The following is a 12,519-nucleotide window of genomic DNA, read 5'->3' as shown; positions in this document are numbered from 1 at the left end:
AAACCGGACATTTTCTCATGCCCGGCCCGATGGCCCCGGGCTGCGCCAGTTTTGGACCGGCCGGAGCGAACGCCCCAGGCGTTTCCATCTGTAGTAAGCCATAAGTCCCAAGGCAGCGCGCAAGTCCATGCCGGCAGGGTTGCCGCCGCCGCGGCGCCGCTTGTAGGATGGCGCGGATGACCCAGCACATCGGAATCGTCGGCTGCTCCGCCGAGGGCGCTGCACTCTGCTACCAGACCATCTGCGTCGAAGGCGCGGCGCTCTTCGGGCCGCATGCGCATCCCGAAATCTCGATGCACACGCCGTCGCTCTCGGACTACATGGCGCACATCTACCGCGGCGACTGGCGCGGCGTGGGCGAGGTGATGCTCGCCTCCGCCGACAAGCTCGCCAAGTCGGGCGCCGACTTCCTGGTCTGCCCCGACAACACGATCCACCAGGCGCTGCCATTCATCGAGGCGCGCTCGCCGCTGCCATGGCTGCACATCGCGGGCTGCGTGGCCGACGAGGCCGCGCGGCGCGGCTTTCGGCGCCTGGCGCTGACGGGCACGCGCTGGCTCGTCGAGAGCGATGTCTATCCCGACAAGCTCTCGGCCGTGGGCCTGGAGTGCGTGCGGCCCGCCGCCGAGGAGCGCGAGGAGATCAACCGCATCATCATGGACGAGCTGGTCTGCGGCGTCTTCAAGCCCGAGGCGATCGCGACCTTCCGGCGCGTGATCCAGCGCATGCGCGAGCACGACGGCTGCGACGCGGTGATCCTCGGCTGCACCGAGATCCCGCTGATCATGAATGACGTGAACTCGCCGCTGCCGACGCTCGATTCGACGCGGCTGCAGGCGCGCGCGGCGCTGCGGCGGGCGGCGGCGAAGCGGGAAGGCTAGGCGAGGAAATCCTCGATCAGTTGCGCCACGCGCTCGGGCTGGTCGTGGTGCAGCATGTGACCCGACGCTTCGAGCCGCTCGATCCGCACTGAGGGCACGGATTTCAGCCGCTCGTGGAATTCGTCGAGCGTGTAGCGGTTTTTCCACCAGCCCTGGAGGCTGTCGTCGGCGGCCTCGACCATCAGCGTGGGCGCCGCGATGCGCGCATAGAGCGCGAGCGTCTCGTCGACGCGGAAGATGTTCGCATTGACGATCTTGTGCGCCGCCTCGCCGAGGATCTGCCAGCGCTCGCTGCCGTCGGGCTGCTTGCGCGCGGCCGACCAGTGGCCTGCGAGCCACTGGGCCTTGTCGGGCGACAGGCGCGGGTTCGTCTTCATGAGGCGGCGCGCCACGCCGTCCACCGCGGAATAGGTCGACAGGTCCATCTCGCCGCGGTGCAGGCGCTTGAGTTCGTCGATCCATTTCCCGTAACGCTCTGGCGCTTCGTCGGGCCGGCGCGCCGGCATCCCGAAGCCTTCGAGGTTGACGAGGCGGCGGATGCGCTCGGGCCGGGTGCCCGCATAGTGCATGGCGACGTTGCCGCCCATGCTGTGGCCGACAAGATCGACCGGGCGCGCCGCGTCGCCTTCGCCCGCGTAATGGTCGAGCAGCCATTCGAGGTCGGCCAGGTAGTCGGGCAGCCAGTAGTTGTCGACGCCGCCGCCATCGGTCAGCCCGAAGCCGCGCCAGTCGGGCGCGACGATGAAGCGCTCCTCGGCCATGGCGTCGACGACGAACTGCCACGAAGCCGCCACGTCCATCCAGCCATGCACCAGCACGAGCGGCGGGCGTTCGGCCGAGGGGCGGCCCCAGGTGCGCACGTGGTACTGGAGGTTGCGCACGGGGACGAATTCGCTGCGCGAGGGGCGGAGGGCTTGGTACATGGGCGCCGATGATACGAAGTGCAGCCGACCGGCAGAGTCCGGCAGACGACAGTAAAGTTCGCGCATGCAAAAAATCCAACTCGGTCAGAGCGACCTTCATGTCACGCCGATCTGCCTCGGCACCATGACCTTCGGCGAGCAGGTCGACGAAGCCTCGGCCCACCAGATCCTGGACCGCGCCCTCGATCGCGGCGTCGACTTTCTCGACACGGCGGAGATGTATGCCGTGCCCACGCGCCGCGAGACCTACGGCGCCACCGAGACCATCATCGGCAACTGGTTCGCGGCCCACCCCGGCGTGCGGCAGCGCGTCGTGCTCGCCAGCAAGGTGGCGGGCCCGGCGCGCAACACGCCGTGGGTGCGCGAAGGCGAGGGCATGACCCCCGCCGACATCGTGGCCTCGTGCGACGCGAGCTTGAAGCGGCTGCGCACCGACGTGATCGATCTCTACCAGATCCATTGGCCCGAGCGCCACGTGCCGGCCTTCGGCAACCTCTACTACGACCCGGCGAGCGAGCGGTCGAAGAACTCGATCCTCGAGCAGCTCGAAGCCTTTGCCGGCCTGGTGAAGGCGGGCAAGGTGCGCGCGATCGGGCTCTCGAATGAGACGCCCTATGGCGTGCACGAGTTCGTGCGGCTCGCCGAACAGCATGGCCTTCCGCGCGTGGCCTCGGTGCAGAACATCTACAACCTGGCCGCCCGCTTCGCCGAGAACGGGCTCGATGAGACGATGCACCGGCTCGGCGTGTCGCTCCTGGCCTACTCGCCGCTGGCCTACGGCCTGTTGACGGGCAAGTACGACCAGAGCGGCATCGTCGGCCCCGAGGCGCCGCAGGAGGCGCGCATCACGCGCTACGAATCGGTGCGCAAGCTGCGCTGGGGCCGGCCCGAGGCGCTCGCGGCCGCGCGGCGCTACAACCAGCTCGCGCGTGACAACGGCCTCACGCCGGTGCAGCTCGCGCTGGGTTTCTGCCGCGCCAAGTGGCAGGTGGCGAGCACCATCATCGGCGTGCGCACGCTGGCCCAACTCGACGAGGACATCGACGCCTGGGGCACCGAGCTGCCGGCCGGACTGCTGGCCGAGATCGACCGCATCCGCTGGGAAATGCGCGACCCGGCCAACTAGATGCCGAAGAAGAGCGCCCACGTCTCGGAAACGCCGGCCACCCAGCTGCTGCGTGCCGCGAAGGTTGAGTTCACCGAGCATCCCTACGCGTACCAGGAACACGGCGGCGCCCAGCGCGGCGCCGAGATGCTCGGACTCGACCCGTTCATGGTCATCAAGACGCTGGTGATGCAGGACCAGGACGCGAAGCCGCTGATCGTGCTGATGCATGGCAACCGCACCGTCTCGACCAAGAACCTCGCGCGCCAGATCGGTGCCAAGTCGGTCGAGCCCTGCACGCCCGAGGTTGCGCAGCGCCACAGCGGCTACATGGTGGGCGGCACCTCGCCGTTCGGCACGCGGCGCGAGATGCCGGTCTACATCGAGTCGAGCATCCTGGGGCTGCCGCGCATCGTGCTCAACGGCGGCCGGCGCGGCTACCTGATCGGGATCGACCCGCAGGTGTGCGTGCGGCTGCTCGGCGCCAAGCCGGTGGAATGCGCGCTGGCAGAATAGCTAGCCCGCCTGCATGCTGCCGGCCACCAGAACGAAAAGAAATCCATCCCACGTGGAGCGCGCCTTGAGCCTCGACCTGCCTTCCCTCGCCGCCATCGTCATCTCGTACCTGATCGGCTCGCTGTCCTTCGCCGTCATCGTGAGCAAGGCGCTCGGCATTGCCGATCCGCGCAGCTACGGCAGCAAGAACCCGGGCGCCACCAACGTGCTGCGCTCGGGCAACAAGGGCGCGGCGCTCGCCACGCTGCTGCTCGATGCGGTGAAGGGCTGGCTGCCGGTATTCGCGATCCGGCATTTCGGCGCGCAGTGGGGGCTTGGCGAGGGCGTGGCTGCGCTAGCGGGCCTGGCGGCGTTCCTCGGGCACCTGTATCCGGTGTTCTTCGGCTTCCAGGGCGGCAAGGGCGTGGCCACCGCCGCGGGTGTGCTGGTGGGCATTGCGCCCTGGCTCGGGCTCGCCACCGGCGCCACCTGGCTGATCATTGCGGTATTTTTCCGCTATTCGTCGCTGTCTTCGCTGGTGGCGGCCTTCTTTGCGCCGGCGTATTACCTGCTGGGGGGCAATATCGCCTGGGCGCTCGACCGCACGGTGCTGATCGCGCTCGTCGTGATGAGCCTGCTGCTGATATGGCGGCACCGCGAGAACATCCGCCGGCTCACGGCCGGCACCGAGTCGAAGCTCGGTGCGAAGAAAAAAGCTTGAGCAACCAACGAAACCAACAAGGACAGAAACGACCATGGCTTCCATCACCCGCTTCCACGTCGGCCCGCGCCTTTCCGAGACGGCCGTGCACAACGGCACCATCTACCTCGCGGGCCAGGTGCCCGACGACACCACGCAGGACATCCGCGGCCAGACCGCGCAGGTGCTGGCGATGGTCGACCGCCTGCTGGCCGAGGCCGGCAGCGACAAGTCGCGCATCCTCATGACGCAGATCTTCCTGGCCGACATCGGCGACATCACGGCGATGAACGAGGTCTGGGACGCCTGGATTCCCGCCGGCAACACCCCGCCGCGCGCGACCGTGCAGGCCAAGATGGCCAACGCAGCCTACAAGATCGAGATCGTCGTCACCGCCGCTGCAGCGGCCTGAGGGGCGTCAGTACCGCTTCTCGAGGACCATCTGGTCGGCGTCGCGGCGCATCGAGAAACGATTGATGAAGCTGTTGCCCAACAGCACGAAGGGCATCGGCTGCGGTGACACCACGGCCTCGATGTCGTAGACCTCGACATCGCCCACGCGCACCGATTGGAGCCGCAGCCTGTGGCCGGTCGAGACGCCGTTCGCCGTGCTGATCTGGATGCGTTGCGCCTTGCTGTAGTCCAGGCCGATGCGCTTGGCGTCGTCGGCCGACAGCGCGATCGAAGTCGCGCCGGTGTCGAGCATGAAGGTGACGGTGCGCCCGTTGATGGCGCCCTGTGTCATGAAATGGCCCCGGCTGTCGGCCGGCAGCACGATGCGGCTACCGCCGCCATTGCCCCCACCGCCGCCGCCGATGCTCACGGGCGTGTCCATGCGCAGGCTGACGCGCTTGCCCTCGAGCTCGACCACCGCCTGCTCGGCCTGCAGTGAGACCAGCTTCACGCCCTGGAAGGTCTCGCCGACCGCCACGGTCTTGGGCGGCGCACCGTTCACGATCAGGATCGCGCGGCTGCCGATGGTGCCGGTCAACATGACCGAACTGGCCGCCTGCACGCCGGCTGCAGCGCACAGCAGCAGCGCTGCGGCGACGACGAGGGAGCGCATGCGAGGCTCGGTCAGTCGCGGAAGTTGTCGAAGCTCAGCGGCATGTCGGGCACCTCTTTCTTGATGAGCGCCATCGCCGCCTGCAGGTCGTCGCGCTTGGCGCCGGTGATGCGCACCGCATCGCCCTGGATCGCGGCCTGCACCTTGAGCTTGCTGTCCTTGACGATGCGGGTGATCTTCTTGGCCTGCTCGCTCTCGATGCCGCTCTTGATCTTGATGACCTGCTTGACCTTGTCGCCGCCCATCTTCTGGACGTCGCCCTTGTCGAGGAAGCGCACATCGACGCTGCGCTTGGTGAGCTTGCTGCGCAGGATGTCTTCCACCTGCACGAGCTGGAACTCGGCATCGCCGATCATGGTGATTTCCTTGTCCTTGAGCTCGGCGGCGGCGGCCGTGCCCTTGAAATCGAAGCGGGTCGCGATTTCCTTGGCGGTGTTCTCGACCGCGTTCTTCACTTCGGGCAGGTTGGGTTCGCAGACGGTGTCGAAAGACGGCATGGACTCTCCTGATTCACGGGTAGCTGGATGCGACAATTCTCCCATGATCGTGGAGAACAACGTCCCGCTGCAGCCCTACAACAGCTTCGGCATTGCCGCGCGCGCGCAGCACCTGGCGCGCATCGCGAGCGAATCGGACGTGGCCGCGCTGCTGGCCGACCCCCGGTGGCGCGATGCGCCACGCTTCGTGCTCGGCGGCGGCAGCAACATCGTGATCACCGGCGACGTGAAGCCGCTGGTGCTGAAGGTCGAAATCAAAGGGCTGCGCCTGGTCGAAGAGACTCCGCGCGCCTGGATCGTGGAGGCGGGGGCGGGCGAAACCTGGCACGAGGCGGTGCAGTGGATGCTTGCGCACGGCTATCCGGGGCTCGAGAACCTGGCGCTCATCCCGGGCACCGTGGGCGGCGCGCCGGTGCAGAACATCGGCGCCTACGGCGTCGAGCTGCAGGACCGCTTCGATTCGCTCGACGCCATCGACCTGGACACGGGCCGCAGCTTCACGCTCGATGCCGCGCAGTGCGCCTTCGGCTACCGCGATTCGGTGTTCAAGCACGTGCCCGCCGGGCCGACCGACTTCGGGCTCTCGGGCCGGGCGCTGATCACGCGCGTGCGCTTTCGCCTGCCGCGGCCATGGAAGGCGGTGGCGGGCTACCTCGACCTCGAGCGCAAGATGGAGGAAACGGGCAATTTCACGCCCAGCCCCACCGATGTCTTCGACTGGATCTGCGCCATCCGCCGCGCCAAGCTGCCCGACTGGCGCGTGCTCGGCAATGCGGGCAGCTTCTTCAAGAACCCGACGGTCACGCCCGAGCAGTGCGCCGACATCATCGCGCGCGACCCCAAGATCGTGCACTACCCGATGGACGACGGCACCATCAAGCTCGCGGCCGGGTGGCTCATCGACGCCTGCGGCTGGAAGGGCAAGTCGGTCGGCAATGCCGGCGTCTACGAGAGGCAGGCGCTGGTGCTGGTGAACCGCGGCGGACTCGAGAACCCGGTCACGGGCGGCGAGGTCATGACCCTGGCAAAGGCCATCCAGACCAGCGTGTACGAGCGCTTCGGCATCCGGCTGGAGCCGGAGCCGGTGGTGGTCTGAGCGCCGCCGCCTTGGTGCGCCACTCGTGCTTTATTTGCCTTCGTCGTCGTTCGCGAGCTTCGGCAGCGAAGCGCCCTGGCTCGCCGACAGCAGGCCCGTGCGCGTGTAGATCGCGAGCTTCTCGCGCGTGTCGACGATGTCGAGGTTGCGCATGGTCAGCTGGCCGATGCGGTCGAGCGGCGTGAAGGCGCCTTCGACCTTTTCCATGCTCAGGCGCTCGGGCTTGTAGGTGAGGTTGGGCGACTCGGTGTTGAGGATCGAGTAGTCGTTGCCGCGGCGCAGCTCGACCGTGACCTCGCCGGTGATCGCGCGCGCCACCCAGCGTTGCGCCGTCTCGCGCAGCATGATGGCCTGCGGGTCGAACCAGCGGCCCTGGTAGAGCAGGCGGCCGAGCTTGCGGCCATGGTCGCGGTACTGCTCGATCGTGTCCTCGTTGTGGATGCCGGTCACGAGGCGCTCGTAGGCGATGAACAGCAGCGCGAGGCCGGGCGCCTCGTAGATGCCGCGGCTCTTGGCCTCGATGATGCGGTTCTCGATCTGGTCGCTCATGCCCAGGCCGTGGCGCCCGCCGATGCGATTGGCTTCGAGGATCAGGTCGACCAGGTTCGGGTAGGCCACGCCGTTCAGCGCCACGGGCACGCCCTCTTCGAAGCGCACCGACACCGTCTCGCGCTTGACCTCGACTTCGTCCTTCCAGAACGCCACGCCCATGATCGGCTGCACGATCTGCATGCCGCTGTTCAGGTGCTCGAGGTCCTTGGCTTCGTGGGTGGCGCCCAGCATGTTGGAGTCGGTCGAGTAGGCCTTCTCGGACGACATCTTGTAGGCGAAGCCGGCCTTCTGCATGAATGCCGACATCTCGGCGCGGCCGCCGAGCTCGTCGATGAAGACCTGGTCGAGCCACGGCTTGTAGATCTTGAGGCTCGGGTTGGTGAGCAGGCCGTAGCGGTAGAAGCGCTCGATGTCATTGCCCTTGTAGGTGCTGCCGTCGCCCCAGATGTGGACGTCGTCTTCCTTCATGGCCGACACCAGCATCGTGCCCGTGACGGCGCGGCCCAGCGGCGTGGTGTTGAAGTAGGTGACGCCCGCGGTGGTCACGTGGAAAGCGCCGGCCTGCAGTGCGGCGATGCCCTCATTGGCGAGCTGCACGCGGCAGTCGATCAGGCGCGCATTCTCGGCGCCGTAGAGCATGGCCTTGCGCGGGATCTCGTCGTAGTCGGGCTCGTCGGGCTGGCCGAGGTTGGCGGTGTAGGCGTAGGGGATCGCGCCCTTGTTGCGCATCCAGTGCAGCGCCGCGCTGGTGTCCAGGCCGCCCGAAAAGGCGATGCCGACTTTCTGGCCGGCGGGTACGTTCTGAAGAATGGTCGACATGTGGGTGTCCGTCTCTCGGTTCAGCCGAAGTGGCAGATGTAGCTGTAGGGCTCGCCAGTGACGCGGACCTGGAAGCTCGAGTTGCCGGGGATGCTGAACTTCTGGCCCGGGCCCGAAGCGATCCATTCGGTGGTGCCTGCCAACTGGTATTCGCAGCTGCCGGAAGTGCCTTCCATGATCTCGGCCGCGCCGGTGTTGAAGGTGAGGGTGGCGGGCAGGATCACGCCGACCGACTTTTGGGTGCCGTCCGCGAGCGTGAGGCTGTGGCTCACGCACTTGCCGTCGAAATACACATTGGCCTTGGTGGCCACTGCGGCGCTGTTGAGAGTGTCGGTAGTCGTCGTCATTGGATGGCGCCGGCGCAGGGGCGGTCGGCGTGGGGTCGAAGACGCGCCGCTGCGGCAGCGCACCCCCGGGGTTGGAAAGTCCCCGATTTTAGGGCTTGCCCGGCGCCGACCCGCGCGGGCCGGGCGCCTCAACGCCAGTGCCGATGGCGCCAGCCGCCGCGGTGGCCGCCCCAGCCGCGCGAATAGCCGAAATTCAGCGAAAGGCCGACCGGCGGGTAGGCATAGGGTTGCACATAGGGCTGTGCATACGGGTAGGCGTAGGCGGGTTGCACGTAGACCGGCGGGGCGTAGACCGGTGGCGCATAGACCGGAGCGGGCCGCGAGTACACGGGGGCGGGGGCCGGCGCATTGGAGACCACCACGCCGGGCTCGGGCACCACGTTGTCCCAGCGCGAGCCGTCGGCCCGGCGGTCCTGCGGCTCGTATTGCGGCTCGTACTGCTGGCTGTGGCCGGGGCTGTTGCCGGCTTCGACCGGGTAGGCTTGCAGCTGCGGTTGCGGCGCGACCGGCAAGGTGGTGACGCCATAGGCGTTGGCCTGGACCGGGATCGTGGCACCGGGCTGGCTGTCGGTGCGCGTGGTGTACTGGCGCCCGTTGTATTCGTAGGTGACGTTGTAGCTCACGTCGCTGCCGGTGGTCTCGCGGATCGGCGTGGCGGAAATCACGCGCGCCTGCACCACCTGCTGCTGTTGTTGCGCGTGCACCGCACCGGCCCCCAGGGCCAGCATGCCGAGCACCGAAACGCCCGCGAGGCTTCGAAAAACGTGTTTGTTCATGGTGTTCTCTCCTGCAGATCGGGTTGGAGGGCGGCGGTGGGGCGGGGTTCCCGGGTTTACGCGGCGTTCACAGCAGCCCAGGCTGCGGCGTCGAACCCCGTGGTAACGCCGTGTCGGCCGCCCCAGTTGACCACGGGCCGCTTGATCAGGCTCGGGTTGGCCAGCAGCACCGCGCGCGCCGATGCGGCATCGACCACCGCATTGCGCGTGGCGTCGTCTAGCTTGCGCCAGGTGGTGCCGCGGCGATTGACCAGGGCTTCCCAGCCGGGGCTCTGGAGCCATTGGTCGAGTTCGGCCTCGGGCACGCCCTGTTTCTTGAAATCGTGGAAGGTGTAAGCGATGCCGTTGTCAGCGAGCCAGGTGCGGGCACGCTTGACGGTGTCGCAGTTGGGAATGCCGTAGAGGATGGTCATGCCCGCGATGATGCCGCGAAAGCGCGGCCGCGGTTCGGCCGAGAAGACCCGGCCGCCCGCGCCTTTACCGGGTCGGCGACAATGCCGGCCTCCATGCAAACCCTCGAAGACTGGCTCGCGCGCGCCGAGCAACTCCATCCGAAGAACATCGAGCTCGGCCTCGACCGTGCCAAGGAAATGGCCACCCGCCTGGGCCTGCGCTTCGACTGCCCGGTCATCACCGTGGCCGGCACCAATGGCAAGGGCTCGACCTGCGCCATGCTCGAATCGATCCTCGGGCATGCGGGCTACCGCACGGCGGTGTTCACCTCGCCGCACCTGGTGCGGTTCGAGGAACGGCTGCGGCTCGCGGGCGAAGCCGTCGATGCTTCCAAACTGATAGCAAACTTCGAGGCCGTCGAGGCGGCGCGGGGCGAGATGGCCCTGACCTACTTCGAATTCACCACGCTCGGCATCCTGCGCTGCATGGCCGAGGAAAAGCCCGACGTCGCGATCCTCGAAGTGGGGCTCGGCGGCCGGCTCGACGCGGTCAACATCATCGACACCGACTGCGCGGTCATCACCAGCATCGACCTCGACCACATGGACTACCTCGGCCCCGACCGGGAGCGCATCGGTTTCGAGAAGGCCGGCATCATGCGCGCGGGCAAGCCCGCGATCGTGAGCGACCCGGTGCCGCCGCAGAGCGTGATCGACCACGCGGGCGCGGTCGGTGCACAACTGTGGCGCTTCGGGCACGACTTCAACGTCTCGGGCGACAAGCAGCAGTGGGGCTGGTCGGGCCGCGGCCGGCGCTACAGCGGGCTGGCCTATCCGGCGCTGCGCGGCGCCAACCAACTCCTCAATGCGGCGGGCGTGCTGGCGGCGCTCGAGGCGCTCAGGCCGCTCTTGCCGATCACGGCGCAGGCGGTTCGCAGCGGGCTCGCGATGGTTGAGCTGCCGGGACGCTTCCAGATCGTTCCGGGCGAACCGGCGCTGGTGCTCGACGTGGCGCACAACGCGCATGCCGTCGCAGCGCTGGCCGAGAACCTCGACGCGATGGGCTTCTATCCCACCACGCATGGCGTGTTCGGCGTGATGGCCGACAAGGACCTCGCACCCATCCTTGCGCGCATCGGGCCGCTGATCGACCGCTGGTATTTCACCGACCTGCCGACGCCGCGCGCCGCCAAGGCGGACGACCTGCTCGCGCGCTGGCAGGCGCAGAACACGCGCGCCGACGCCTCCGGCAGCGTGCACGCGGGGCCCATGGAGGCGCTGCGCGCGGCCATCGAGCAGGCCGACCCCGCTGATAGAATCGTGGTCTTCGGATCGTTCTTCACCGTGGGTGGCGTGCTCCAAAACGGCACCCCGCGGCTGCAGGCCAAACACCTGCTGCCCGGCGGCTGAAACGCCACAGCTCTGCTCCACGTCCGCACCATCCGGCATCACCCCGCTGCACTCCTCAGGGATCGAACTTCATGGCGTTTTTCAAGTTCCGCACGCGCGGCCCACAAGGCAACGAAGGGCGCAGCGCTCCGGCTGCAGCGCCTGCGGAAAGTGTCGAATCCATGCGTCGCCGCGCGCGGCATCGGCTCGTGGGCGCGGCGGTGCTGGTGCTGGTCGGTGTGATCGGGTTCCCGTTGCTGTTCGATACCCAACCGCGTCCGGTCGCGGTCGACATCCCGATCGAGATTCCCGACCGCAACAAGGTCAAGCCGCTGCCGGTGCCTGCCGCCCCGGCCGCCAACACCAGCAGCAACAACAGCAGCGGTGCGGGCGAGGGCGGCAGCCCGCGCGTCGCATCCGCGCCTGCGGCCGGCGGCATCATCACCGAGACGGCCGACGGGACCGTCATCGATCCGGGCAAGCCCGCTGCGAGCGCATCACCCACGCCGCCCGCTGCCGCCAATCCGGAACCGAAGCCCGAACCCAAACCCGAGCCGAAGCCCGAGCCAAAGCCCGAACCCAAGCCAGAGCCGAAACCGGAACCCAAGCCGGAACCCAAGCCGGAACCCAAGCCGGAGCCGAAGCCCGCCAAGCCGACCGCGGCCGAGGAGGCTGCCCGGGCGCGCGCCTTGCTCGAAGGCAAGCCCGCCGCCACGGCCGCCAAGCCGGCGGCAGCCGCCGACGATGCCGGCCGCTTCGTGGTGCAGGTGGGCGCATTCGCCGAGGCCGACAAGGCCCGCGACGTGCGGCAGAAGCTCGAGAAGGCAGGCCTCAAGACCTATGTGAGCGTGGCCAAGACCTCGGGCGGCGAGCGCACGCGCGTGCGCGTCGGCCCCTTTGCCTCGCGCGCAGAGGCCACCCGTGCGGCGGAGCGCGTCAAGGCCTTGTCTTTGCCGGCCGCCATCCTCACGTTGTAGAAGCCACAGTCCGCCACCGTGGCCTTGCTCGACTGGATCGCCGTCACGTTCGTCGTCGTGTCGATGTTGTTTGGCCTGGTGCGTGGCCTGGTGTTCGAGGTGATTTCGCTGGCGGGCTGGGTGGCCGCATTCATCGTCGCCCAGTGGCTGGCCTCCGATGTGGCGGCGTGGCTGCCGTTCGGCGACCCGCAGGCGACCTGGCGCTATCCGCTGGCGTTCGTGCTGGTGTTCGTGGCGGTGGCATTCGGCGTCGGGCTCGTGGCGGCGCTGACGCGAAAGTTGATTGCGGCGGTCGGGCTGCGGCCTGTGGACCGCATTCTGGGTGGGGCTTTCGGTGCGGCGCGCGGCGTGGTGGCCTTGCTCGTGCTGGCGGTCACTGTTCATTTGCTGGCGTTGAGCGACAGTGCCTGGTGGCGCGACTCGCTGAGCGCCAATGTTCTCGATGCGGCATTGCAGGGCCTGAAACCCGCGCTGCCTGAAAAGTTGGCAAGCTACCTGCCCTGA

General features: G+C 68.0%; 16 protein-coding genes. 9 read left to right on the top strand and 7 right to left on the bottom strand.

What is annotated here, in order from left to right:
• Positions 1–176: 176 nt before the first annotated feature.
• Entirely contained in the window at positions 177–881 is a 705-nt protein-coding gene (locus AC3A6J_RS02310) for an aspartate/glutamate racemase family protein (protein WP_487858276.1), read from the top strand.
• Here the strand turns inward: AC3A6J_RS02310 and AC3A6J_RS02305 are convergent.
• Positions 878–1,804, bottom strand: coding sequence for an alpha/beta fold hydrolase (locus tag AC3A6J_RS02305; protein ID WP_487858275.1), 927 nt, complete (start codon positions 1,802–1,804; stop codon positions 878–880). The two genes, AC3A6J_RS02310 and AC3A6J_RS02305, sit on opposite strands and share 4 nt — an antisense overlap.
• Positions 1,805–1,868: 64 nt before the next feature.
• On the opposite strand from AC3A6J_RS02305, the gene AC3A6J_RS02300 reads away from it, so the two are divergent.
• The 4 genes from AC3A6J_RS02300 to AC3A6J_RS02285 all read left to right on the top strand — a co-directional run bounded on the left by AC3A6J_RS02300 (position 1,869) and on the right by AC3A6J_RS02285 (position 4,516).
• A complete protein-coding gene (locus tag AC3A6J_RS02300; RefSeq protein WP_487858274.1) occupies positions 1,869–2,930 on the top strand; it encodes an aldo/keto reductase in 1,062 nt (353 codons plus the stop codon).
• On the top strand, positions 2,931–3,425 hold the full coding sequence (locus tag AC3A6J_RS02295; protein ID WP_487858273.1) for an aminoacyl-tRNA deacylase: 495 nt from the start codon (positions 2,931–2,933) through the stop codon (positions 3,423–3,425). It begins immediately after the preceding gene.
• A gap of 64 nt (positions 3,426–3,489) precedes the next feature.
• Positions 3,490–4,125, top strand: a complete 636-nt coding sequence (gene plsY, locus AC3A6J_RS02290) for a glycerol-3-phosphate 1-O-acyltransferase PlsY (RefSeq protein WP_487858272.1) — start codon at positions 3,490–3,492, stop codon at positions 4,123–4,125.
• A 34-nt stretch (positions 4,126–4,159) separates the two neighbouring features.
• The gene (locus AC3A6J_RS02285) at positions 4,160–4,516 is read left to right on the top strand and encodes a RidA family protein (RefSeq protein WP_487858271.1); all 357 of its coding nucleotides are present in this window, start codon (positions 4,160–4,162) and stop codon (positions 4,514–4,516) included.
• A 6-nt stretch (positions 4,517–4,522) separates the two neighbouring features.
• On the opposite strand, the gene AC3A6J_RS02280 is transcribed toward AC3A6J_RS02285, so the two are convergent.
• Positions 4,523–5,170 (bottom strand): retropepsin-like aspartic protease family protein, encoded by a 648-nt coding sequence (locus tag AC3A6J_RS02280; protein ID WP_487858270.1) that lies wholly within the window; start codon positions 5,168–5,170, stop codon positions 4,523–4,525.
• 11 nt (positions 5,171–5,181) lie between these two features.
• Positions 5,182–5,667 (bottom strand): YajQ family cyclic di-GMP-binding protein, encoded by a 486-nt coding sequence (locus AC3A6J_RS02275; protein ID WP_487858269.1) that lies wholly within the window; start codon positions 5,665–5,667, stop codon positions 5,182–5,184.
• A 43-nt stretch (positions 5,668–5,710) separates the two neighbouring features.
• Between AC3A6J_RS02275 and murB the strand changes: the two genes are divergently transcribed.
• Positions 5,711–6,763: a UDP-N-acetylmuramate dehydrogenase gene (murB, locus tag AC3A6J_RS02270; RefSeq protein ID WP_487858268.1), complete on the top strand. Its 1,053-nt coding sequence runs from the start codon at positions 5,711–5,713 to the stop codon at positions 6,761–6,763.
• Between the two features lie 30 nt (positions 6,764–6,793).
• On the opposite strand, the gene argG is transcribed toward murB, so the two are convergent.
• From argG to AC3A6J_RS02250, 4 genes are all read right to left on the bottom strand, one after another.
• Positions 6,794–8,134, bottom strand: coding sequence for an argininosuccinate synthase (argG, locus tag AC3A6J_RS02265; protein WP_487858267.1), 1,341 nt, complete (start codon positions 8,132–8,134; stop codon positions 6,794–6,796).
• A 20-nt stretch (positions 8,135–8,154) separates the two neighbouring features.
• A complete protein-coding gene (ppnP, locus tag AC3A6J_RS02260) occupies positions 8,155–8,481 on the bottom strand; it encodes a pyrimidine/purine nucleoside phosphorylase (RefSeq protein WP_487858266.1) in 327 nt (108 codons plus the stop codon).
• A gap of 128 nt (positions 8,482–8,609) precedes the next feature.
• Positions 8,610–9,257 (bottom strand): hypothetical protein, encoded by a 648-nt coding sequence (locus AC3A6J_RS02255; RefSeq protein ID WP_487858265.1) that lies wholly within the window; start codon positions 9,255–9,257, stop codon positions 8,610–8,612.
• Positions 9,258–9,313: 56 nt separating this feature from the next.
• On the bottom strand, positions 9,314–9,670 hold the full coding sequence (locus AC3A6J_RS02250; protein WP_487858264.1) for an ArsC family reductase: 357 nt from the start codon (positions 9,668–9,670) through the stop codon (positions 9,314–9,316).
• Between the two features lie 81 nt (positions 9,671–9,751).
• On the opposite strand from AC3A6J_RS02250, the gene folC reads away from it, so the two are divergent.
• The 3 genes from folC to AC3A6J_RS02235 all read left to right on the top strand — a co-directional run bounded on the left by folC (position 9,752) and on the right by AC3A6J_RS02235 (position 12,519).
• Complete coding sequence (gene folC, locus AC3A6J_RS02245; RefSeq protein WP_487858263.1) at positions 9,752–11,059, top strand: bifunctional tetrahydrofolate synthase/dihydrofolate synthase; 1,308 nt, start codon at positions 9,752–9,754, stop codon at positions 11,057–11,059.
• A gap of 71 nt (positions 11,060–11,130) precedes the next feature.
• Positions 11,131–12,015: an SPOR domain-containing protein gene (locus tag AC3A6J_RS02240; protein WP_487858262.1), complete on the top strand. Its 885-nt coding sequence runs from the start codon at positions 11,131–11,133 to the stop codon at positions 12,013–12,015.
• A gap of 18 nt (positions 12,016–12,033) precedes the next feature.
• Positions 12,034–12,519 carry a CvpA family protein gene (locus AC3A6J_RS02235; RefSeq protein ID WP_487858261.1) on the top strand — a complete coding sequence of 162 codons (486 nt, stop codon included), beginning with the start codon at positions 12,034–12,036 and terminating at the stop codon, positions 12,517–12,519.

Source organism: Variovorax sp. Soil_C_39, from assembly GCF_057656815.1.
This window is presented reverse-complemented; position numbering and strand designations above follow the sequence as displayed.

What these genes read in the sequence shown, in the direction of transcription:
- AC3A6J_RS02285 (WP_487858271.1), top strand. Translation starts at nt 4,160, where the DNA reads ATGGCTTCCATCACCCGCTTCCACGTCGGCCCGCGCCTTTCCGAGACG.
- argG (WP_487858267.1), bottom strand. Translation starts at nt 8,134, where the DNA reads ATGTCGACCATTCTTCAGAACGTACCCGCCGGCCAGAAAGTCGGCATC.
- murB (WP_487858268.1), top strand. Translation starts at nt 5,711, where the DNA reads ATGATCGTGGAGAACAACGTCCCGCTGCAGCCCTACAACAGCTTCGGC.
- AC3A6J_RS02275 (WP_487858269.1), bottom strand. Translation starts at nt 5,667, where the DNA reads ATGCCGTCTTTCGACACCGTCTGCGAACCCAACCTGCCCGAAGTGAAG.
- AC3A6J_RS02300 (WP_487858274.1), top strand. Translation starts at nt 1,869, where the DNA reads ATGCAAAAAATCCAACTCGGTCAGAGCGACCTTCATGTCACGCCGATC.
- AC3A6J_RS02250 (WP_487858264.1), bottom strand. Translation starts at nt 9,670, where the DNA reads ATGACCATCCTCTACGGCATTCCCAACTGCGACACCGTCAAGCGTGCC.
- AC3A6J_RS02295 (WP_487858273.1), top strand. Translation starts at nt 2,931, where the DNA reads ATGCCGAAGAAGAGCGCCCACGTCTCGGAAACGCCGGCCACCCAGCTG.
- AC3A6J_RS02305 (WP_487858275.1), bottom strand. Translation starts at nt 1,804, where the DNA reads ATGTACCAAGCCCTCCGCCCCTCGCGCAGCGAATTCGTCCCCGTGCGC.
- AC3A6J_RS02310 (WP_487858276.1), top strand. Translation starts at nt 177, where the DNA reads ATGACCCAGCACATCGGAATCGTCGGCTGCTCCGCCGAGGGCGCTGCA.
- folC (WP_487858263.1), top strand. Translation starts at nt 9,752, where the DNA reads ATGCCGGCCTCCATGCAAACCCTCGAAGACTGGCTCGCGCGCGCCGAG.
- AC3A6J_RS02240 (WP_487858262.1), top strand. Translation starts at nt 11,131, where the DNA reads ATGGCGTTTTTCAAGTTCCGCACGCGCGGCCCACAAGGCAACGAAGGG.
- AC3A6J_RS02280 (WP_487858270.1), bottom strand. Translation starts at nt 5,170, where the DNA reads ATGCGCTCCCTCGTCGTCGCCGCAGCGCTGCTGCTGTGCGCTGCAGCC.
- AC3A6J_RS02255 (WP_487858265.1), bottom strand. Translation starts at nt 9,257, where the DNA reads ATGAACAAACACGTTTTTCGAAGCCTCGCGGGCGTTTCGGTGCTCGGC.
- ppnP (WP_487858266.1), bottom strand. Translation starts at nt 8,481, where the DNA reads ATGACGACGACTACCGACACTCTCAACAGCGCCGCAGTGGCCACCAAG.